This is a genomic window from Acidisoma sp. C75, from assembly GCF_054665095.1.
Genome location: NZ_BAAFHD010000016.1, coordinates 1 through 20,660 on the forward strand (window position 1 = coordinate 1; position 20,660 = coordinate 20,660).

At 67.6% G+C, this 20,660-nt stretch carries 15 protein-coding genes; 4 read left to right on the plus strand and 11 right to left on the minus strand.

The window, feature by feature from the left end:
• Positions 1 to 408, plus strand: a 408-nt coding sequence (locus ACYQ7X_RS16865) for a LysR substrate-binding domain-containing protein (protein WP_459698239.1), incomplete at its 5' end; no start/stop codon positions are given.
• A gap of 58 nt (positions 409 to 466) precedes the next feature.
• Here ACYQ7X_RS16865 and ACYQ7X_RS16870 read toward each other — a convergent pair.
• The 9 genes from ACYQ7X_RS16870 to ACYQ7X_RS16910 all read right to left on the minus strand — a co-directional run bounded on the left by ACYQ7X_RS16870 (position 467) and on the right by ACYQ7X_RS16910 (position 15,812).
• Positions 467 to 1,192 carry a glutathione S-transferase gene (locus ACYQ7X_RS16870; protein WP_459698240.1) on the minus strand — a complete coding sequence of 242 codons (726 nt, stop codon included), beginning with the start codon at positions 1,190 to 1,192 and terminating at the stop codon, positions 467 to 469.
• 45 nt (positions 1,193 to 1,237) lie between these two features.
• Entirely contained in the window at positions 1,238 to 1,744 is a 507-nt protein-coding gene (locus ACYQ7X_RS16875) for a PRC-barrel domain-containing protein (RefSeq protein ID WP_459698241.1), read from the minus strand.
• Between the two features lie 116 nt (positions 1,745 to 1,860).
• The gene (locus ACYQ7X_RS16880; protein ID WP_459698242.1) at positions 1,861 to 3,885 is read right to left on the minus strand and encodes a hypothetical protein; all 2,025 of its coding nucleotides are present in this window, start codon (positions 3,883 to 3,885) and stop codon (positions 1,861 to 1,863) included.
• Complete coding sequence (locus ACYQ7X_RS16885; RefSeq protein ID WP_459698243.1) at positions 3,882 to 5,084, minus strand: glycosyltransferase family 2 protein; 1,203 nt, start codon at positions 5,082 to 5,084, stop codon at positions 3,882 to 3,884. The genes ACYQ7X_RS16880 and ACYQ7X_RS16885 overlap by 4 nt, the downstream gene beginning before the upstream one ends.
• Positions 5,085 to 5,114: 30 nt before the next feature.
• The gene (locus ACYQ7X_RS16890; RefSeq protein ID WP_459698244.1) at positions 5,115 to 7,190 is read right to left on the minus strand and encodes a rhamnan synthesis F family protein; all 2,076 of its coding nucleotides are present in this window, start codon (positions 7,188 to 7,190) and stop codon (positions 5,115 to 5,117) included.
• Complete coding sequence (locus ACYQ7X_RS16895; RefSeq protein WP_459698245.1) at positions 7,187 to 7,978, minus strand: glycosyltransferase family 2 protein; 792 nt, start codon at positions 7,976 to 7,978, stop codon at positions 7,187 to 7,189. The genes ACYQ7X_RS16890 and ACYQ7X_RS16895 overlap by 4 nt, the downstream gene beginning before the upstream one ends.
• Before the next feature lie 7 nt (positions 7,979 to 7,985).
• A complete protein-coding gene (locus ACYQ7X_RS16900; RefSeq protein ID WP_459698246.1) occupies positions 7,986 to 10,886 on the minus strand; it encodes a class I SAM-dependent methyltransferase in 2,901 nt (966 codons plus the stop codon).
• Positions 10,879 to 13,791, minus strand: a complete 2,913-nt coding sequence (locus ACYQ7X_RS16905; protein WP_459698247.1) for a rhamnosyltransferase WsaF family glycosyltransferase — start codon at positions 13,789 to 13,791, stop codon at positions 10,879 to 10,881. Before ACYQ7X_RS16905 ends, ACYQ7X_RS16900 begins: the two co-directional genes overlap by 8 nt.
• Positions 13,788 to 15,812, minus strand: a complete 2,025-nt coding sequence (locus ACYQ7X_RS16910; RefSeq protein ID WP_459698248.1) for a glycosyltransferase family 2 protein — start codon at positions 15,810 to 15,812, stop codon at positions 13,788 to 13,790. Before ACYQ7X_RS16910 ends, ACYQ7X_RS16905 begins: the two co-directional genes overlap by 4 nt.
• Before the next feature lie 701 nt (positions 15,813 to 16,513).
• On the opposite strand from ACYQ7X_RS16910, the gene ACYQ7X_RS16915 reads away from it, so the two are divergent.
• Together ACYQ7X_RS16915 and ACYQ7X_RS16920 are read left to right on the plus strand one after the other, a co-directional pair.
• On the plus strand, positions 16,514 to 17,500 hold the full coding sequence (locus ACYQ7X_RS16915) for a YncE family protein (protein WP_459698249.1): 987 nt from the start codon (positions 16,514 to 16,516) through the stop codon (positions 17,498 to 17,500).
• A gap of 57 nt (positions 17,501 to 17,557) precedes the next feature.
• Complete coding sequence (locus tag ACYQ7X_RS16920) at positions 17,558 to 18,532, plus strand: sterol desaturase family protein (RefSeq protein WP_459698250.1); 975 nt, start codon at positions 17,558 to 17,560, stop codon at positions 18,530 to 18,532.
• Between the two features lie 25 nt (positions 18,533 to 18,557).
• Here the strand turns inward: ACYQ7X_RS16920 and ACYQ7X_RS16925 are convergent, their stop codons facing one another.
• On the minus strand, positions 18,558 to 19,292 hold the full coding sequence (locus tag ACYQ7X_RS16925) for a Crp/Fnr family transcriptional regulator (protein WP_459698251.1): 735 nt from the start codon (positions 19,290 to 19,292) through the stop codon (positions 18,558 to 18,560).
• A 108-nt stretch (positions 19,293 to 19,400) separates the two neighbouring features.
• On the opposite strand from ACYQ7X_RS16925, the gene ACYQ7X_RS16930 reads away from it, so the two are divergent.
• Positions 19,401 to 19,850, plus strand: coding sequence for a response regulator (locus ACYQ7X_RS16930; protein ID WP_459698252.1), 450 nt, complete (start codon positions 19,401 to 19,403; stop codon positions 19,848 to 19,850).
• A gap of 54 nt (positions 19,851 to 19,904) precedes the next feature.
• Here ACYQ7X_RS16930 and uxuA read toward each other — a convergent pair.
• On the minus strand, positions 19,905 to 20,660 hold a 756-nt coding region (gene uxuA, locus ACYQ7X_RS16935; protein WP_459698253.1), incomplete at its 5' end, for a mannonate dehydratase.

Genomic DNA, 20,660 nt, shown 5'->3' on the forward strand with positions numbered 1-20,660 from the left:
GTCCGCGCCGGGCATCCTCTTTTGGCGGGCCCGGTGACGGCCGAGGCGTACGCGGCTTGCCGCCATGTGGTGGCATCGCGCCGGGGCGCCTTCGCCGGGCCGGTTGATACGGCGCTGCAGGGCCTCGGCCTCCGCCGCCAGGTCGTCAGCGTGGTGCCGGGCTTCCCCGATGCGCTCTGGATTGCGCGCGCAACGGATCTCGTGGCGCTCGTGCCGCGTTCCTGCCTCGATGCGCGCAGGAGCGGGACGGCGGCATGGCCCGGTCTGGTTGGTTTCGCGCTTCCGGTGCAGACCCCGCCGATCGTCATTTCGGCGATGTGGCATCCCCGGATGGAGGCGGACCGCGCCCATCGCTGGCTGCGCGAGACGGTGATGACGGTCTGCCACGCGGCGGCGCCACCGCGTTGAAGACGCAATAATGGGCTACCGGGAGACGCTACGCCGTAGGCATGCCGTGTCGGTCGCGCTATGCGCGCTCCGGGCGGTAGGACCAGCCTTCGAGCACGGCGCGAAGCGAGCCCTCGATCTCGCCGCCGCAATAGAGGTCTCCCACCTCGGCCATGCGCGCCGCGGCGAAGCGGGCAAGGGCCGGCTGCGCGAAGACCCGGCGGGCCAGCGCCTCCGTGCGGGGGGCAACCGCGGCGAGCATGGCGCCGAGGGGCGGCAGGCGGCTCCCCACCGTGCTCCACAGCGTCGCGCTGACGATATCGGCAATCGTCGGCTGGGTAGTGTGGAAGAGGTAGCCCTCCGTGGTGCCAAGCCCCTGCTGGCGCCCGGTTTCCTCCCAGATCTGCATCCAGCGGGCGAGGCGGGGGACGAAAGCCTTCCAGCCGGCGGCCGTCCACATCTCCCGCCCGCCATTGAGTGTGAGCTCATCCAGCAAGTCGTTCGCATCGAGGAGGGTTTTGAGCGCGAGGGCGCGCGCGGGGAGCCCCTCCGGCATCAGCCCGTGTTCTTCCGCGAGATAGAAGAGGATCGCCGGCATCTGGGCGATGGAGACACCCTTCGCCTGATCGGTGAGAAGCGGCGGTGCCATGAAGGGCATCGGCCGCTTCGCGATCGGCCGGCCGAGCAACGTGGCGATCGTCTCGTCTGCTTCCTCCGTCCACTCCTCGCCGAGATAGGCGAGCGTCGCGCGGATGAGTTCGCCACGGAAAGGGACGGACCAATAGGTGAGCTGATAGCGGGCCATGGCGGATCGTACCTTTGCTCAATGTCAGGTTCGGGTGGCCGGTGCTTAGGATGGCGCGAGCTGCGCCCGCGGCAGATGCCGCAAGCTATGCAGCGTCGCCCCCGGCAGGACGAGGCCGAAGTCATGTGCCTGGGAGGCGGTTGCGGGCTCCCCCGCGCTCGCTGAGGCGCCATGCGCGGCGGGGTTGACCGTGCTCGGCGCGAAACGCAGGCGGTGGAAAGGGATCTCCACCCGCCGGCCGCTGAGGCCGGTGCCGGAGGTCAGGGAGAGGACGATCGCCTGCACCCGGCCCTCCGGGGCGACCAGAAGTTCCGCCACCGTGCCGAGGACGGCGCCCTGGTCATCATGCACCGTCGCGCCGAGCATCTGGCTGATGCGCCAGCCGCCCCGCCCCTCGGTCAGGGTGCCTTGCGGTGCCTGATGGCCCATGGCACCCACCACGCTTTGGGCGTGGGCCGCGATGGGCGGAAGCAGAGCGGTGCCCAAACAGAGCCCGAGCGCGAGCCCGAGCAGGGGGCGCGGCGCGGAAAGCGGCGGGGTCTGGTTCGGCATCGGGCATCTCCGGCTTGATGAGCGCATCCGCCCGCCGCGCGCCAGGCGGCGGAGGCACACAGCCGAGATGGGGTGGGCGCCGCCGCACCGTAAGAGGGGCAGGCGCGCCGGTCGTCTCAAGAGGCCGAGATAGCCTCCGTCTCAGGCTTTGCCTCGGCCTTCCTCACCTCCTCCGGCACCGGGCTCCGCGGCAGCGGCGGCAACCGGCGGGCGAAGGGCAGCACAAGGGCGAGCAGGCTCGCCAGGCACAGGAGCGGGAAGCCCGCCGCCCAATAGAGCGGGCCGATCGCCGGGAAGGATGAAATATCGACGAGGATCAGCACCGCCGCGCGTGCCGCCAGCAGGCCCCAGATGCCAAGCACGAGGATCAGCGGGCCATCGAGGAAGCCCCGGGCGCGGCTTGCCGCGCGCCAGGTGAGGGCGGCAAGGAGGAAGATCGCGCCGAGCGCTGCGAGCGGCGCCATCACCCAGGCGTAAAGCCGATTGAGGGCGGCCAGCAGGCGGATGCCGAGCTGCCCGGCCCGGCCCGATTGCCGCACCGCATCGATACCGAGGCTGCCGCCGGCGAAGGGCGTGATGCCGGGCGGCAGCGTCGTAAGATCCTGCCGCACCGTCTGGCCCGCGGCATCCTTGGCCTGGAGCGCGCAGCCGCGCAGATGCGGCACGGTGATGGAGAAGCGATCGGCGCCGGCGGCGGCGCTATGGAAGAAGACCACCAGATCCGGGCTTTTCAGCCGGGTGATGGGGAGCACCAGTTCGCCCTCCTTGCTCTGGCACCGCAGGCGGATCCAGCTCGCGTTCGGCGCGTGAAACCAGCCATCGACGGTGACCGATCCTTGCTCGGACGCGGTCCGCGTACGGCGCGGATGGCGCAGGAAATCCTCCATCTGGTGCAGCCGGGTGAAATCGCCGGTGCTGTCCGGGAAGCGATGGTTGAAATCCCAGATCGCGACCTGCGGCACCCAGGTGGCGAGGCGTGCCATCATGAAGAGTTCGGCCGGCCAGCGCCGCCACTGCGCAGCGGTGGTCGCGGGCATAAAGGGAAGGGCATTGGGTTTGCAGCTGAGCTTGCCGGACTGGCAGGCCGCATGCACCTGCTGCCAGAGGGTGCGGTAGAAGCGCGCGGCCGCCTGCGGGCTGCGGTAATGCCCTGTCGCCGCCACCGCATCGCGCAGCGCCCACATGAACCAGCCGCCGGCATAGTCCCCGCAGGTGGTGGGGTAGGTGGCGCAGCCGGGGGCGGTCCAGCTTCGGCCGACGCCGTTGAAATAGGGCTGGAGGCTCGCAAAGGCCGGGCTGACACGCGCAATCTCTGCCCGCGCCGGCGCCGGCACCGGCACGAAAGGCACGGGTGGGCCGGCGCGCACCGTCTGCAGGATATCGAGGGCTTTTTCGAAGGACGCGGATTTGAAATCAACAGTGACGAAGGTGCCGTAGACCCAAAGATTGATGGCGGCGACGGCGGTGAGCGTCGCGCTTGCCGAAAGCGCCATGGCAGCGGCGGCGGCACCGAGCCGGAGCGCCGCCCGGCTCTGCCGCCGGAGCCGCAGCGCCTGCAGCGCGACGATCAGCACGAGCCCTGGGACAATCCAAATCGCATCCTCCCGCGTGAGCCAGAACCAGCCGAGGGCGAGGCCGCCAAGCGCTGCCCAGAGCAGGCGGGACGGCAGCCGGCCCGGCAGCAGAGCGCAATGGCACAGCGCGGCGAGGATGATGAGCACCTGTGGCGCGGAGAGATCATCCCGGATGACGCGGATGGGAAAAAGCGCCGGATGCCATTGGATGGCGAGCAGGCAGAAGAAGGCGAGCCAGGCGGAGCGGGTCAGGCGGAACAGCGCATCCGCCATCAGCAGGCAGGCACCGGCGTAGAGCAGCGCCTGGCTCAGGGAGATGGGCAGCCCGAGCACGGCGCTCGCGGCGAGGAACAGCGGATAGCCGGGGCCCTTGGCGAGCGTCATCTGCGAATAGGGGCCAAGCCACTGGCCCGAGATGATGCTCATGCCATGCTGCACGAAGAGGAAATCATCGAAGCCGGCATCGGCGAAGAGCGTCAGCGGCAGATGCATGCAGAGCACGACATAGGCGAGGCTGCTCGCCGCCATACCGGCGATGAGCGGGCGAGGATAGGCTTTCCGCATCATGCTTCGAGCCGCAGCAGGCCTTTGAGGAAGGAGAAGAACATCCACTGCACGCCGACGACCATGAGGGTCGCGGCGGGAATGACCGAGCGGAGCGCGCCCGGCTCTGCGAGATCGCCAAAATGGCGCGCCCGCCAATGCAGCACCGCGGCGATCGACCAGCCGAAGCCGATCAGCGCCACGACCCCGCCGGCGATCAGGAGGATTTCGAAGGGCAGGGCGCGCCACCACCGCGCCATGCGGTCCGCCGGCCATAGCCCTTGCTCGGCCGAGTAGAGCTTGGCGAGCAGGCCGAGGGTGAGAAGCTGCGAGCCGACCCCCGCGGCATCCCCCGCGAAGAGCATGGTATTGATGTCGAAGGTCACGCCGCCAAGCTGCGCCGGCCCTTGGCCGAGCAGGACGAGGCCGAACAGGCCGAGGATGAGCAGCAGCGCGCCCGGATAGACGAAGAGCCAGTCCGGGCTGAACATCAGCATGAAGCGCAGGTGCCGCCAGCCGTCGCGCCAACTGCGCAGATGCGGCGGCCGGTCACGCCCGTCCTTGCGCAGGCGCGTCGGCACCTCGGTGATGCGCAGCCCGTGCAGAGCCGCTTTCGCCACCATCTCGCTCGCGAATTCCATGCCGGGCGCGGCGAGGCCGATGGCCTGGATGGCTTCGCGGCGGAAGCCGCGCAGGCCGCAATGGAAATCCCCGATCCGACGGTCGAAGAAAAGCCGCCCGATGCCGCTCAATACCGGATTGCCGAGGTAGCGGTGCAAGGGCGGCATCGCCCCCGGTTCTATTCCGCCGCGGAAACGGTTGCCCATGGCAAGATCCGCGCCACCGCGCAAGGCCTGCACGAAGGGGTCGAGATCGAGGAAGTCATAGCTGTCATCGGCATCGCCCATGATGATGAAGCGCCCGTGCGCGGCCGCGATGCCGCCGATGAGGGCAGCCCCATAGCCGCGGCGGGGGATAGCGACGACGCGCGCCCCGCCCGCCGCGGCTATCGCCTGGGATCCGTCGGTCGAGCCATTATCGGCGATCAAAACCTCGCCGCTGACGCCGGAAAGCGCCAGGTAGCGCATGGCTTTTTCGACGCAGATGCCAACGGTCCGGGCTTCGTTGAGGCAGGGCATGAGGATCGTGAGCTCTGGCCCGTCCTCATGCGGCCGGTCGTCCGCCATCGGTGGCTGCCTGATATCGTCGATCTCCATGGTCATGCCTTTCTTCTCCACACGCGCGGCATGGCATCAGCAGGGGGTTTGGCGCAGACCGAGCGGAGCATCGGCCGCGAGCGGGAGCGAGGGCGCGCGCACTGCTTCACTTGCCGCTTCCGCAAGCAGGCGGTCGGGCGCGGGGCGGATGCGGCGGCGATCGAAGAGAGTGATGGGGGCGAGGCTTAATTCCGCGGCCGGCTGCGGCACGACGCTCTCCCCCCACCAAAGCACCGGCTCCTGGCTCAGCAGGCCGCCGACCTCCGCCTCGTCGCCGGCGGTGAGCCGGCCGAGCAGGCGGGCAAGCGCGCCGGGCCCGAGCAAGTCTCCCGGTGAGAGCACCAGGAGGTAGCGGCCGCTGGCAGCAGTGAGGCCGAGGCTCAGCAGCGCGCTGCGCGCATCGAAGGGCGCCGGCTCATCCCAATGATGCAGCATGATCCGCGCCGCGGGGTTGAGCGGCCGGAGCGGGGCGAGGCGGGCGCGGAGCGCCTGGCGGGCGGCTTGCGGGAAGCGAATGAGCAAGAGATGCAGCGCGAGCTGTAGCGGCGCCTCCTGCGCGAGCAGGGTGAAGACGGTGCGTTCGACGAGCGGGCTGACCGTCTCGTCTTCAAGCAGGATGAAGAGATCGAGCAGCGGCGCCTCGGCGGGTGGCAGCAAGCGGGCGCCCGCGCCAGGGAAGACGTGCGCATCGGGGCAGAGCCGCAAGGCCAGTCCCGCCCTCTCGCCCGCGGTGATGAGGTGGCGGATCAGGAGGCTTCCGGATGCCTCGCCCGCGATCGGGCCGAGAGCCGCGAAGGCGGCGCGCGAAAGGGCGAGGGCCAGACCGCTCGGGGCCTGCACGGCAAGGCTTTCGGCATCGGCGATCTGTGGCGCCGGGGCCGGCAGCAGCGCCGGCTCCAGCAGGCAGCAGCCATCCGCGGCTGCGGCCATGCGGGCGAGGGCGGCAAAGGCGCCGGGATGCGGCAGGAGGCGCTCGCCCAGCACAATGAGATCGGCGCCGTCGGCGAAAGCCTGGGCGACGGCGCGTCCATCGGCGGCAGGCCCGGCGCCCGCGAGATGGCGCAAGCTGGCGCGCGGGGCGGGCGCTCCCTCCCCGGTCAGCCGGCGCCAGGGCAGATAGGGCAGGCGCTTGGGGCGCGGCGGAAAGAAGGGAATGTGCGGATGATCCGCGACCGTCTCGCCATGACCGGCATCCTCCGCCAGCAGGGCGCGCTGCGCCCGGCGGAGCAGGCGCCGAAGCTCGGCCGGGTTGCGCACCGTCTGCACCGCGCCCGGCGCACGCAGCATGGCAGGGCGGGTGATCTTCATCCAGCCGAAGCCCGCCTGCTCGCAGGCGAGGTAGTAGAGCCGCTCGATCGCATGGGCGAGGGTGCCATCGGTCTGCCTTGCCTCCTCGGGGAAATCCTCGAAGCTGAGGCCGAGATCGAGCAAGGGGCGGAGTGCTTCGGGCCTCGCCCAAAACATCGAGCCCGAGGGAAACTCGAGCGGTGCGGCATGAGCGGGCGTGAAGCCCATCCGGCGGGCGAGCGCGGCGGCGGCGGCGAAATTCTCGCCCCAGCGGACCCATGGCCGCAGCTGGTCGATATGCTGCGGTGCCAGCATGCCGAGGCTCGGCGCCTGGCGGAAGGCCTCGAAAACGCCGAGCACCACCTCGGGCGAGCCGAGCAGCGTTTCCAGCAGATAGCCGCGCCAGCCGGCGAGCCCCGATTCATGGCTCGATCGCTTGGTATGCAGGTGCAGCACGAAATCGTAGCCCGCATGCATCGCGCCGAGGCCAACGAGCTTGGGGGCCACATCCCGCCCGCGATTAGGGGTGAGGCGGATCTCCATCCTCCCGCCTGGCCAGGCCGCGAATTGCGCGCCGATCGCTGCCTGCTTGGCCGCATCGTCGGTAGTGACGAAAAGATCCGCCGGGAACGGCAGATGCGCGAGATAGGCGGCGATTTCCGCCAGCACGTCGATATGGAAGGCATGCAGCATGACGCCGATGCGGGGCGCCGCCGGCCAGCCCTCCGGCCGGTAGCCCAGCGGCAGGGCCAGCACCTCCTCCTGCGCCAGAGGATAGACGGTCGCGAGGTCGATCTCGGGGCGCAGCGCGGCTGCGGCACTCATGGCAGCCGGAACTCGGGCGCGATCGGGGCGAGGCGCATCCAGGGATGACGCATCGTCATCTCGACGAACATGCTGTCGTAGGAGCGGGCGGATTCCGTTCGCAGCATGGAGGTGCCATGCACACGGTAGCGGCAGAGGATTTCGGGCACGAACAGCGCTTCATAGCCTTGTTCGATCATCTTGCACCAGAAGTCGTAATCCTCCCAGCCGCCCTCGATATGCGAATAGCCACCGCAATCGCGCCAGGCATCGCGTGAGACGAGCGCCATGGCATCGATGTAGTTGCCGGTCTTGAGCCATTCGGGCTGCCATACGTCGGCGATGCCGATGCGGCTCTTGTCGCCGAAGAGTTCGATCTGGCTATAGGCTGCGGCGGTGCCATCGGCTTGCACCGCCCGCAGCAACCGGCCGATGGCGCGCGGATAGAGCATATTGTCGGCGTCGAGCACGAAGACATGCGTGCCGCGCGCAGCGGCAAAAGCGGTATTGCGGCTTCGCGCGAGGCCCTGGTTGCGGCGGTGGCGCAGCAAGGTCATCCGCTCGAACCGATCGACATGCGCTTCCATCCAGGCGCGGGCGACCGCGAGCGAGTCGTCCTTCTCCGACCTGTCGTCCACGATGACGAGATCGAGCGCCGCGTGCCGCTGGGCCGCGACCGAGCCGAGGCAATCGGGCAGGAAGCGGGCATAGTTGAAGAGGCTGATCGCGACGGTCACGAGGTCGGGCGAGGGGAGGGCCTGGCGCTCATGGGTGAAGATGCACTCGGCCTCGGCGGGATGATCGGTCATGCTTGCCTCAGCCTCGCGCACGATGCTGGCTGAGGAAGCGGAGCAGGGTCGCCGCCGTCTCCCGCGTGTCGAACTGGCACGTCAGCAGACGATCGACATTGCTGCGCACCCGCTCGGCCTCGCGCTGCCCCTCGGCGCTCCGCAGCAGCCATTCCAGAAGATCGGGCATGTGGCGTGTCTGCTCCTGGAAGTAGTGCTCGCCGGCGATGAAATCGGGGTGCGGCAGGCAGGGATCGGAGACGACGACGCTTCCCCCGCACATGCCGAGGCGGACCATGCGGTGCCATTCGAAATAGCCGAAATCCTCGCGGTGGATATTAAGCATGATCTTGGCATGGCCAGAGACATGCGCGGCGAGGCGGGACAGCGCATCCTCCTCCCCCTGGCCGAGCAGCGGCCCGCGCTCGGCCCGGCGGCAGTAGAGGAAGGTTTCGTAATCCGCGAAGAAGGCCGCGTTGCGGCCAAAGAAGCGGTCCCGCTTCTCGCTCGAATTGCCGAAGAAGGCGATGTCGAGCGGGCGGGCGGAAAAGGCGGTGGCCGGCAGCGGCGGTGCCTGGGCCGCCTGGGGCAGGACGCGGAAGAGCGGATGGCGCCGGTCGGCCTCCGTCAGCCCGGCCGGCTGGAAGCGGCAGCCGGGCAGCAGGTGCAACGCCGGCAGCCCGGTGCGGCCGAAAAGTTCCGCCGTCTGCACGCAGATATCGATGACCCCGCCGGACATCAGGATGAACGGCAGCGAGAGTTGAAACCACTTGGTCTGCACCTGCTCGGTCGCGAACATGAAGCCCTGCCAGAGCACATCGTCGCGGATCCATCGCCGCCCGCTGCCGAGGGTGAAGAACTCGTGCGGCGCGACGAAGAGGCTGACCGGCGGACGCGCGTCGATCGGGCTCGTCTCATCCAGCACGCTCACACTGCAGCCGATGGCGCGCAGATCGCGCGCGAGATCCTCGGCGATGTCGCTCATGAAGAGATTGCCGTGGGAACTGACGAAGATGCCGATCGGCCCGACATCCTGGACCAGAGCCGCATGGTCCGACGATGTGTCGGCTTCGCCGGCTTCGCCGCCGTGCGCGGCGTCAAGCGCCGGCGGCGGGACGCGTGCGGCATGGCCGTGCAGCAGGACGCTGCTCATCACCCGCGCGAGTTCTTCCGCATCCGTGCGGCCGCGTTCTTCGAGGGCGCCTGCCTGCAGGAAATGGCTGAAAGCATCGAGCCCCGCTTCCCCCACATCCTCGTTCCGTTTGAGATAATCCTCCTCGCTGAAGAGATCGAAGCGGCGCAGGCGGGCGATGCCATTGGCGAGCGTCGCCCGGCCGACGCGGCCGTAGGTTTCGCCGAACTTGCAGATGAGCGCGCTATCGGCGGAGGACCAGCCGGCTTCCGCCCTCTCGCTCGCCTGTGGCTCGGCCGCCTCGACTGGCGCATCGGCTGAGGCGGTGAGAGCCGGGACGGCGGGTGGCCCCGCGAGCGGGGGCGCGGCCGTGGTTTCCGGCTGGCTCGCGGTGCCCCGAGCCAGGCGCAGCATAAGGCCGATGAGGCGCAGCAGCGGGCGCGGCAGGCGGCGCTGCAACGCCACCACGCGCACACCGTGGCGCCATTCGGGAGAGGCTTCGCGCGCCAGCATCTCCTGCTGCAGCCGCGCGATTTCCATGCCGAGCGCCGCCTGGTCGGCAACCGTCGCTCGCAGCGCCGCGATCTCGGCCGCATGCGCGGCAAGCTCCTCACCGCGCGTATAGAGATCGAGCCGCAAGCCATCGACGATGCCGTGTTGATACTGAATGCGCCCCTCCGCCTCATCGAGGCGGGATTTCATTTCAAGCCGCGCCCGGCGCTCGGCCGCCAGCGCCTCACGGCTTCCGGCAAGTGCCGCCTCTGCCGCGCCGAGATAGCGGCCGACCTCGGCTACCTTGGCGTAGAGCGCGCCGACCTCGGCCTGCAGCGCGGCAATCTCGCCTTCAGGATGATAAATCTCCAGCCTGGTCCAGGGAAAGACGCTGCGATCCTGCTCCCCCGCGCCGGCGGCCCGGGTGAGCGCGGCGAGCGGGGGCAGCGCCCGCGCGCCGCCGGCATAGGCCTGCTGGAGCAGCGCGAGGTCCGAGAACTCCTCGGCCGAGGCTGCAAGCCGCTGACGGCGCGGCAGGCTCAAGACATTGGTGAGCAGGTTCTGCGGGTGGACGCGGGCGAGCGTGCCAGTTGCAGGCGGCGGCAGGCGGAGTGCCAGGCGCGCCGCCACGGCCGAGCCTTCCCGCAGGAAAAGCAGGCTGTTCTGCGCATACCACCAATCGATGCCGGGCGCCTGCCACAGCTGATCCCGCAGGCAGTCGAAGCACAGGAAGCCTTGGGCGCGAAACAGGATCGCCCAATATTCCGGCCATTCTTCGTTGATATGGCGCTCGCCGAACTGGAACGGCACGGCGGCGGAAAACAGCACCGCATCGGCAAGGCTGCCGAGCTCGGCGATCAGCGAGGGCGCGCGCGTATGCGGCAGGTGTTCGGCGACCTCCATGCAGAGGGCGAGATCGAACCTCTTCTCTCCATCGCGGCCAAGCGCTGCTGCAATGCTGCCCTCGGCCGCGAGATCGGCCGGGCGAAAGACCGCCGGATCGACGAGCAGTGCCGCCGGATCGACATAGGCGCCATCGAGGCCGAGCATCTCGGCCACGCCCGCTTCACGCGCGGCGCTGAGCCAGGTGCCGATGCCGCAGCCGATATCGACGATCCGGCGGGGCTGGACGAGCGGCAGCACCTCGGCCAGCACGAGGCGCGCCGAGTGCAGGCTGCCGCCCGCCTGTTCCTCGAAGAAGCGCTGATCGTAGCGATGGGCGAGCGACATCGTGTCATCCTGGTCAGGCGGCGCCGCGGCATGGGCGGCTTGCGCAAGCGGGCCGGGCGGAAGCGGATCAGGCATCGGCGACGACCGGGCCGAGGAAGGTGCGCATGGCCGCCATCGTCTCCGGCGGGAAAGCCGCATCCCAATCGGTCGGCCAGGCGACCGCCGCACCCGCCAGGCGCCGGTCGATATCGTCCACTTGCAGCATCGCCTGCACCATGCCCTCGGCGATTCCATCGATCGTCGGCGGCACGCCGATCAGATTGCTCGAAATGGCGGCGAGCGCCTCCGCCGTCTTGTTGGCGAAGGTATTGGTCACAGCCCACATGCCGGCGGCCGCCATCTCCAGCGGCACCAGGCTTGGATGCGGTGTCAACATCAGCGACAGACCGACATCGAAGCGCGGCATCATGTCGATATAGTCCTGCAGGCTGGTCTTGGGGACGAGTTGCAGCGGCACGCCGGGCGCGAGTTCGAGATTGACCTGCCGATCGATCGAGCCGATGCCGTGGAACGACCACCGATCGAGCGAGAGGCGCGGATCCCGCGCAACCTTGGAGAGCGCGATCATGCTGAGTTCGAAGAGGTTGCGCGCCGCATGCTCTTCCGGCCGGGCATAGATCAGCACCCGCCGCTCGGCCCTCTCCAACACCTCGCGCTTGGGGTGAAACCTCTGGATGGCGTTGCTGAAGACGGCGGCCTGCGCTTCCCCGCCGGGCCTGGCGAAGACGCCGATCTTCTGCTGGCGGAAGAACTCGGCCAGCAGATCCGTGGAGAACAGCGCGACCTGCGGAAAATCATAGGCCTGCTGGAAGAGCGCGCTGATCGAATTCATCGGCAGGAAATAGGGCTCGTATTCCTGGATCATGAAAAGGAAGCGCTTCTCCTCCAGCGCAGCCACCGTCTCATGCGCGATATGGGCCGCCCAGCAGTTGGTGGCGATGAAGCGGTCCTGCGGGTTCACCGGCACCGGGATCGTGCGGTCGAAGCGGCTGATCACCTCAACCTCGTCGAAGAGCGTGGTGATGCCGGGGTATTTGCGGATCTGCTGGCGCCACTCGGCCATATCCCAGGCGCTATGTTCATGCAGGATGATGCGCGTGCGGTAGCCTTCCCGGCTGAGGCGCAGCGCGAGGTTGAACATGCCGAGATAGCCGCCGAAGACATATTTGAAGTCGATCATGGCGAGCAGGAGGTTCGCCCGCTTCGGATGCGCGTTCGACACGTCGAGCGTGAGGCCCGAGATGTTATGGAAGATCGGCCGCGTATTGCCATATTCCAAAACACCAAGGCGCGGTGCTTCGGCCGCGGGTTCGGGCGTCGGCATCTCGGCCAATGCTTGGTGTGCGGCGGGTGCAGCCGCCTCCCCGGCGATCACCGCTTCCAGGAGGCGGGCGCCTGGCCGCTCCTTCTGCAGGCGGACGATCTCGGCGCTCTTGGCACGAAAGGCCATGTTGCGCAGCCGGGTGCCGAGGAGGCACCAGAGGAACATGCCTTCGAGATTGAGTGTCGGCCGGCGGGTGAGGCTGGCGGCGATCTTTTCGCGCAGCACGGCGCCGGGCGCGGTGGTAAAGGCCGCGAACCGCCCGGCGACAGCTCGCTTGCCCGGCGCCGCCTCAGGCAAGCGGAGCAGCAGCATACGGCCGAGCATCGCCTTCTGCTGCACGAAGACGTAATCGGCGACAGCCTGTTTCAGCAGACCGGTCGCCGCGCGCGCCATGCGGCCGCGATTGGGGAGATGGCGCAGCACTTCGCGGGCGAGCGCCAGGAAGCCCGGCCAGGCATTGTAGTTGTGGCCGATGACACCCTCGGCGTGCTGGACGTAATCATAGAGCGGCTGATCGACATAGGCGATGCGCCCGCGATAGAGCGCCATCAGGCCGATCCAGTGATCGTGGAACATCGGCCCGACGGGTTCGGGGAAGGGCAGGATATCGGCGAGGAGATCCCGCCGCATCATCGCCGCCGCACCGGTGATGGTATTGGCCACCATCAGCGTCGCGAGATCGGTGTAGTTGTTGCGCCGTCCCACCCAGAAGGTGGCGGAGCGCACAGCACCGCCGGCATCGACGATCCGGGCATCGCTGTAGGCGAGGGTCGTTTCCCCATCGAAAGCGCCAAGCAGCTTCGCGAGCTTCTCGGGATGCCAGACATCATCCTGGTCGCAGAGCGCCACATATTCCGCATCGTCTGGCACGTAGCCGAGACAGGTCTCGAAATTCCGATAGAAATTCTGCCGCTCGGCGTTCTGGAAGAGATGGAAGCGCCCATCGGCCTCTAGCCGGTAGCGGATACGGTCAAAGGCTTCATTCGGCGTGCCGTCGTCGCTGATGATGCAGATCCAGTTCCCATGCGTCTGCGCCAGCAAGGAGGCGATCTGCGCTTCGAAAAGATCGGCGGGGGGATGGTAGGTCGCCATGCAGATGGCGATGCGCGGCCCGGTGCCGGGCCAGGCGGCGGCGATGGGCCGCGCGGCATGGCCAGGGAGCAGGAGGATGCTACCAAGGATCGCTTGGGCGCTCTCTCCCGTTTCGAGGGTGGCACGCAGGCGTAGCGTGACGGATTGAGGGGTGCCGATCGCAGGCAGCGGCGCGAGGCCCTCGAAGCCGCTCATAAGGCTTGCGCCCGTCGCGTCCTCTGCCGGGCAGTCCCGCGTGAAGATATCCGGCCGGGCCCAACTGTGATGCGCGATCGGATAGGCGGCTTCGCCGACCAGCACCTCGAGCGTGCGGAGCGCGCCGCCCGGGGCATAGCACCAGCCTTGCAGGCTGAGCACGTTCCCCTTGCCGAGGTGAAGCCGGGCGGGGAGATCCTGATCGAGCCCGGCGGCGAGCCTGCGGCCGGGCTCTTCGGCACGCGCGTTCGCGGCCTGCATCCCAACCACCGCAAGGGGGGAGGATGCGCCCTCGGCGAGCGGCGCATCCTCGCCGCGTGCAGATTGCAGGCCCGCGGGGCGGGGGGCGTCGATCGTCTGCTCGGTCATTGCACGCTATCCGGCCGACGCCAGGAACGGGGCGGCGGCTTCTGCCGAAGATTGAAGTGATGGTCCCGCCGATCGAAATTCGGGTTGTAAAACGGGTCCCGATCCAGCACCGCGCCCCACTGGGCGCGCATGTAATTGGCTTCTTCCGCAGCGCGCAGCTCCCGCTCGCCCACGAAATCGCGCCCGCGCGAGACCGATTCGAGGTGGTAGAGTTCGGCGAAAGGTGTCCAGATAATCCGCAGGCCGAGCGCGCGGATCCGCAGGCAGAGATCGACATCGTTGAAGGCGACGGGCAGGTTCTTCGCGTCGAGGCCGCCCACCTGCTGATAGACCGACCGGCGGAGGGCAAGGCAGGCGCCGGTGACGGCGGATACTTCCCGGGTGAGAATGAACTGGCCGAAGTAGCCGACATCCTCGGCCTCGGCGCCCTGGCCGAAATGCCCGGCGACGCCGGGGCCGCCGGCATGCGAGCCGACGCCCAGGACGACGCCGGCATGCTGCACTCGCCGGTCCGCATAGAGCAGGCGCGCGCCGACGGCGCCGATATCGGGCCGAATGGCATGGGCGGCGAGTTCACGCAGCCAGCCGCTCTCGATCACCTCCACATCATTGTTGAGGAGGAGGAGAATCTCGCCGCTTGCTTCCGCGGCCGCGTGGTTGTTCAGCGCCGCGTAATTGAAGGGGCCAGGATGGCGAAGCACCCGCACGCGGGCATCCTGCTCCGGCAGGCGGGCAAGCAGGCGCAGCGCCTCCGGTTCCGTGCTGCCATTGTCCAAGATCAGGATTTCAAGATCGGGGTAATCCGTCTGATGCAGAAGCCCGCCGATGCAGCGGGTGAGCAGCAACGCCTGATCGCGCATCGGGATGATGACGGAGACGCGCGGCGGCGGATCGGGCAGCGGCCATTGCAGGCGAAAGAGCGGCTGGCCCGGCACCGCCTCGGTGATCGTCACCGCGTGGTGGCCAAGGGCATCGAGGCAGGCGCGCACCGTCTCGTAGGAATGGGCATCGCGATGCAGCCAGTGCGGGGCGTTTTCGGTCTCCTCCGCGGGCTCCGGCGCGTCCTGCTGATGGAAGAGGATGGCTGGCACATGTGTGATCTTCGCTCGCGGCATCGCGCCCGCGAGCCGCAGGGCGAGATCGGGTCCCGGTTCGAGCGCGGGCTCCACCGCGCAAAGCGCCTGCACGGAGGATCGCCGATAGGCCGCCGCGCGGCCGACGATGTTGTGCGTCAGGGCGAGATCCACATTCCAGTCTGGCTTGAAGAAAGGCAGCCATCTCCGGCCATCGTCGCCGAGCCGATCCTCGTCTGCGTATACAACTGCACAATCAGGATCGTTGATGAATGGGCCGACGTATTCGAACAGCGCCTGTTCGGCGAGGCGGATCGCCGCATCCATCACCAGGAGGATGCTGCCCCGGGCCTCAGTAACCGCGGCTGCCAGCGCACCACAGTAGGCCGGAGCATCGCTCTCCCTGAGGATGCGGAGCCGCGGGCCAATGCGGGCCATGAGGTCGGGCGCGAGCGACAGATCCAGAGGCGCAGAATCCGCCGGGATAAGCAGAACCTCCCAGGCGCCATAGAGCTGAGCAGCGATACTGCCGAGTGCCTGCGCCACATCCCCGGGCCTCGCGTTGCCAACCGTGAGGAGGATGGAGCAGAGCGGCCGCTCCGCCATGTGGTCGATGGCGGCGGCGATATCCTGCCGGTCTTCAGCCCGCAAGCGATCATGCTGCGCGACCCAGGCCTGGTATTCGCTCTCGTCCCGCGTCGGGATCGTCTGCGGTGCGTCGCCTCGGTCTTTGGTTTGAGGGTCGGCAGCGGTGCGCGGCCCCGGTACGGTCTTGGCCTCATCGGCGGTGCGAGGCGTGCCCGGCCGCGGGGCGAGCAGGGCACGGAGCGCCCGCAGCGGGCGGGTCAGCCGCCAGGAGGACGACGCGAGGAGAGCATCGCGCTCGGCTGCGGCGGCTGCATGGTGCGCCTGCGCCAAGGCCAGTTCGTGGCGTAGATGCGCGACCATCTTTCGTAGTTCGGTGCGCTCCGTCGCGGCCCGCAGCAGGGACTCCAATGGTGCGGACAGTGGAATTCGCGGAACCGCCAATTCTTCACGCGCGACGCGCATGCTTCTGAGGAGGGAAATGCCTTGTGCCTCACTTGCGAAGGTCAAAAAAGAAACTGCTCAGGGATGGTATGCCGCGTTTGGCGGGTGGCTGTACGATGCCAACCAGACCAATTTAGTGCAAAAAATGACCAAGCAACGGCAAGACAAGTTCATGTGATGGAAGAACGACAAAAACCCAACGGAAGTTAAGATGGCGATGATGTCTGCAAGTGCTGCACATGACGAGCGCACGACAGAGGTTTTGCGCGGCGATGCAGCGCGGCGACACGCAATCGCTATTCGGCGAACTCCAGCTTGTCCAATCACAAACAGGTTGTGATGAGCTCGGCTGCTGTCGCTTGCGCAATTGTGAAGAGAGGGCTCGCGTGAGTTTCGTCTCCGCGCTTCTGCCGCTGGCGTCCCGGCCTCTCATCGGTCGGTCAAGCGTCGCGCGGGGAAAAGGCCCCGGTCACCGCGAAAAGGCGAGTGCTGCTCCGCCGGGCGGCAACGCCGCCTAAGAAAGCCGGCGAGCTTTCTGTTCTTAGGCATTGAAACGGCGCCAGTTTCGCAGCATAGAGGCGTCTCGTTTTTCACGACCGAGCCAAAGGCGTGCCGCCGCCATGATCACCCGCCGTTCCGCCCTCGCCCTCCCGCTTGGTCTGGCCCTCGTGCCGAAAGCCCAGGCCGCACCAATGCAACCGCTGGCTTTCGTGATGAATTCGGCCGAAGGCTCCGTCTCCATTATCGACATGACGACGCGGCGCGTGCTCCGCACCGAGCCGACCTTTAGAGAGCCGAGCCATTGGGCCCTGACCGCGGACCGGCGCACGCTGCTGATCTGCGATGCAAGCGGCAACGGGCTCTTCCGCTTCGATCCTGTCACGGGCGCACCGCTCGGCCATCAGCGGCTCGCCGATCCGTACCAGATCGGCTTTACCCCTGATAACAAGTATTTCGTGGTGAATGCGCTGCGGCTCGATTTCGTCGATGTCTATGACGCAGCCAGCATGGCCCTCGTCAAGCGCTTCAAGGTCGGGCTATGGCCGAGCCATCTCGGCTTTTCGCCGGATTCCCGCTGGTCCTTCAACTCGATGCAGAATTCCAACTCCCTCGTCTCGCTCGATCTCGTGAGCATGACGGAGCGGTGGTCGAGCAAGGTGGGGGAGACGCCGGCCGGCGTGCTCTGGCACCGCGGCAAAGTGCTCTGCTGCATCATGGGCGGCCGCGGCTTCGTCGAGGTGGACCCGGAGAACGGGCGCGTTCTACGCGAGGTGGTAACGGGCGATGGCGCACATAACATCTTCCTCGATAGCCAGCGCAAGGTGCTCTACGTTTCGAACCGTGGTCCCGGCCGCACCGGGCTCACCGCGCTCGATCCGGTGAGTTTCGAGATCCGTCGCACCTACCCGATCCCGGGCGGGCCGGACGATATCGCGATCGACCCGCAGGGCAATATCTGGATCGCGGTGCGCTTTGCCGAGAAGGTGGCGGTGCTCGATCCGCGGAGTGGGGATTATACGACGATTCCCGTCGGCCGCTCGCCGCACGGCATCTTTCTGAACACCATGCTCGCCAATCCGGGTAGGGTGACGGCGGAGCGGGTCTGAAGGCTGCGGCTCCCGCGGAAGCCTCCGGGGCAGAGCAGGGCAGGGTAGGGATCGTCAATGTCGCTCGATCGGTTCTTTTCCATCATCGCGGGCTACATGGAGCAGTACCTCGTGGTGCCGGTGCTGTTTCACATGCACTGGATGGCCTGGGACGATCTTGCTTTCGACTGGTGCCTCGTCTGCGTCTATGGGCTCTTTGCCGTGCTGGTCACCTATGCGGTTTGTCTGCCGCTGGAGGCCTGGCGGCCGGTGGAGCGGTGGGCGGACAAGAAGGCGGTGCTCGTCGATATCTTCTATACCTTCCTCAATCGCGTCGGCGTCGTGCCGATCATCACCTTCGTGCTCTTCTACCAGGTGCAGACCTGGACCACCGGGCTTTTGGTGGAGCGCGGCTTCATCCCACCCACGCTCGATTCCGTGGTGCCCGGCCTCTTCGGCCATCCGCTCCTCACCTTCTTCCTGTACGCCCTCATTCTCGATTGCGCGGATTACTGGCGGCACCGCCTCTCCCACTCTTTCCGGTGGTGGTATGCGCTGCATGCCCTGCACCATGCCCAGCGGCAGATGAGCTTCTGGTCCGACGATCGCAACCATCTGCTGGATGACGCGATCTCCTTCCTCTGGTTCTTCGTGATCGGCCTTCTCATCGGCATTCCGCCGCTGCAATTTCCGATCCTGCTGCTCTCGCTCAAATTCATCGAGAGCCTCAGCCACGCCAATATCCGCCTCTCCTTCGGCCCGCTCGAATGGCTCATCGTCTCGCCGCGCTTTCATCGATTCCATCACGGGTTGCGTGCGGCAGGACGGACGAGCTGCAACTACGCCTCGGTCTTCCCGATCTGGGATATCCTTTTCCGCACCGCCGATTTTTCCGATGAATACTTGGCGACGGGCGATGCCCGGGCGCCGGAGGCGCTCGCCACCGGCTCCTATGTCGAGCAGCAGCTGACCGGGCTCCGGCTGTTTGCCAAGGCGCTGACGAAAAGCTGGGCGTCTCTGGGCATCGGCCGGCCGGATGGGCATCGCACCTAGCGCGGGGCTGTCGCCGCCTTGCGGCTCACTCGGGCGGGTAGAGCCCGTGCATCACCGTCTCGAAATGCTCGTCGATCGCGGTCGTGCATTGGCAGGATAGGCGTTCCAACCCCCCCATATTACGGACGATGAAGACGCCGCGCCGCGTTTCGATCAGCCCGTCGGCCCGCAGCTTGGCGATCGTGCGGGTGACGAAGGTGCGGCCGACGCCGAGCAGCTGGGCCAGCTGTTCCTGCGTCATTTCGAATTCTTTTGAATCGGTGCGACGGACGGCGGCGATCAGCCATTTGGCTGCGCGCTGCATGATGGTGTGCTTGGCGTTGCAGGCGGCGGTCTGAAAGACCTGGGCGAGCAGGCAATCCGAATAGCACGCGAACCAGTGGCGGAGCGTCAGTGATTCGAGTTTGACGTTTTCCAGCGCGGCTGTCTTGATCCGCAGGAACTTGCCCGGGTTGCGCACCGCGGCGGTGGCGAAGGAGGGCAGGCTGCCGTGAGACACGATGCCGCCAATCGCTCCCTCTCGTCCGATGACGACGACTTCGACATCTTCCTCGTTCGGGCCGGTATTCACCGTGAAGGACGCCATGCCCGGGCCGCAGGGAAACCAGGTATCGGTCACGGGGTCGCCCGCGCGCTGAAGGATATCTCCGGCCTTGAGCGGGAAGACGAGCATATGGGGGATCAGCCTTGCGCGATCCGCTTCGCGCAGCGTGGAAAGCAAGGCATTGCCGGCCAGTTCGTCTGGCGTGGGGCTAGTCATCTCGGGGCCTCCGCAGGACGGGTGATCGCATCAGTCCACAAGTGGACCGACAAAGCGCCGAGCCTATGTTACTCGTGAACACAACTGGTTGATTTCAAGGAAATGCGCATGCCCGCCGACAAGCGAACCCCTGCTGAGCGCCTGCTGGCCGAGCCGGCGGGTGCCGAGGGCCCGCCATTGCCGGTGATGACGCAGCTTGCCGGGCATTCGGTGCTGATCCTCGAAGACCAGGCGCTGATCGCGCTCGATATCGAGTTCATGGTCCGCACCCTTGGGGCGGATGCCTGCTGGCTCGCCTCGAACGTGGCCGAGGCGCTTGCCCTGCTCGAAACCGTGCAGCCGAGCTTCGCGCTGCTCGATTTCGATCTCGGGCGGGAGACTGCCGAACCGGTCGCCGATCTGCTTCTGCAGCGGGGGGTGCCGTTCGTCTTCGTCACTGGCTTTGGCCTCAGCCTGCTGGTGCCCGAGCGGTTGGCCCGGGTGCCGATCCTTGGCAAGCCGCTCGTCCATGACGCATTGCTGGCGGCGTGCCGGCGGTTGACGCAGGCAGCGGGCTAAGTGAGCGACCCTCGCTCTTAGCCTGACTCCGATAGCCTCGTAGGGGGGCGTGAGCTAGCTTGAGTCGTTGACCCTGGCGGTGGCATTGAGGGGATAGCCGCGCAGACCGGCGACGGCGACCATCGCTCCCCGCAATTCCGCGAGTCCGCGCAGCCGGCCGACGAGCGGATAGCCCGGAAAGCTCTGCCGCGCCGCGTCATCGAGCAGTTCATGGCCATGATCGGCGCGCATCGGTATCGCCCAGTCCGGGTCGCCTGCGGCGTGGCGACGGCTGCCGGCCGCCATCAACGCCTCGATTACCGGCACCATCGGCACGTCACCCCCGAGATGCTCGGCCTCGGTGAAGGACCCGTCCGCCTCGTTCCGCACATTGCGCAGATGCGCGAACCAGGTGCGGTCGGCGAAGCGCCGGGCGATCGCCGGCAGATCGTTGGCCGGCGCCGCGCCGAGCGAACCGGTGCAGAGCGTCAGGCCGTTGGCGGGGCTCTCGACCGCACCGAGGATGAAGGCGATATCCTCTTCCGAAGAGACGATGCGCGGCAGGCCGAAGATCGGGCGCGGCGGATCGTCCGGATGGATGCACAGCCGGAGGCCGCATTCCTCGGCGACCGGCACCACTTCGCGGAGGAAGCGGGCGAGGTTGGCGCGCAGTCCGGCACGGTCGATGCCGGCATAGCTCGCCAGCATGCGGCGGAGTCCGGCGATATCGTAGCGGTCATAGGCGCCGGGGAGGCCGGCCATGATGGCGGCGAGCAGCGCCTCCCGGCGCGCCGTGCTCGATGCGGCGAACCAGGCGCGCGCGCGGTCCAG

What these genes read in the sequence shown, in the direction of transcription:
- ACYQ7X_RS16920 (WP_459698250.1), top strand. Translation starts at nt 17,558, where the DNA reads ATGTCGCTCGATCGGTTCTTTTCCATCATCGCGGGCTACATGGAGCAG.
- ACYQ7X_RS16930 (WP_459698252.1), top strand. Translation starts at nt 19,401, where the DNA reads ATGCCCGCCGACAAGCGAACCCCTGCTGAGCGCCTGCTGGCCGAGCCG.
- ACYQ7X_RS16895 (WP_459698245.1), bottom strand. Translation starts at nt 7,978, where the DNA reads ATGACCGATCATCCCGCCGAGGCCGAGTGCATCTTCACCCATGAGCGC.
- ACYQ7X_RS16875 (WP_459698241.1), bottom strand. Translation starts at nt 1,744, where the DNA reads ATGCCGAACCAGACCCCGCCGCTTTCCGCGCCGCGCCCCCTGCTCGGG.
- ACYQ7X_RS16870 (WP_459698240.1), bottom strand. Translation starts at nt 1,192, where the DNA reads ATGGCCCGCTATCAGCTCACCTATTGGTCCGTCCCTTTCCGTGGCGAA.
- ACYQ7X_RS16910 (WP_459698248.1), bottom strand. Translation starts at nt 15,812, where the DNA reads ATGGTCGCGCATCTACGCCACGAACTGGCCTTGGCGCAGGCGCACCAT.
- ACYQ7X_RS16925 (WP_459698251.1), bottom strand. Translation starts at nt 19,292, where the DNA reads ATGACTAGCCCCACGCCAGACGAACTGGCCGGCAATGCCTTGCTTTCC.
- ACYQ7X_RS16880 (WP_459698242.1), bottom strand. Translation starts at nt 3,885, where the DNA reads ATGATGCGGAAAGCCTATCCTCGCCCGCTCATCGCCGGTATGGCGGCG.
- ACYQ7X_RS16885 (WP_459698243.1), bottom strand. Translation starts at nt 5,084, where the DNA reads ATGACCATGGAGATCGACGATATCAGGCAGCCACCGATGGCGGACGAC.
- ACYQ7X_RS16905 (WP_459698247.1), bottom strand. Translation starts at nt 13,791, where the DNA reads ATGACCGAGCAGACGATCGACGCCCCCCGCCCCGCGGGCCTGCAATCT.
- ACYQ7X_RS16890 (WP_459698244.1), bottom strand. Translation starts at nt 7,190, where the DNA reads ATGAGTGCCGCAGCCGCGCTGCGCCCCGAGATCGACCTCGCGACCGTC.
- ACYQ7X_RS16915 (WP_459698249.1), top strand. Translation starts at nt 16,514, where the DNA reads ATGATCACCCGCCGTTCCGCCCTCGCCCTCCCGCTTGGTCTGGCCCTC.
- ACYQ7X_RS16900 (WP_459698246.1), bottom strand. Translation starts at nt 10,886, where the DNA reads ATGCCTGATCCGCTTCCGCCCGGCCCGCTTGCGCAAGCCGCCCATGCC.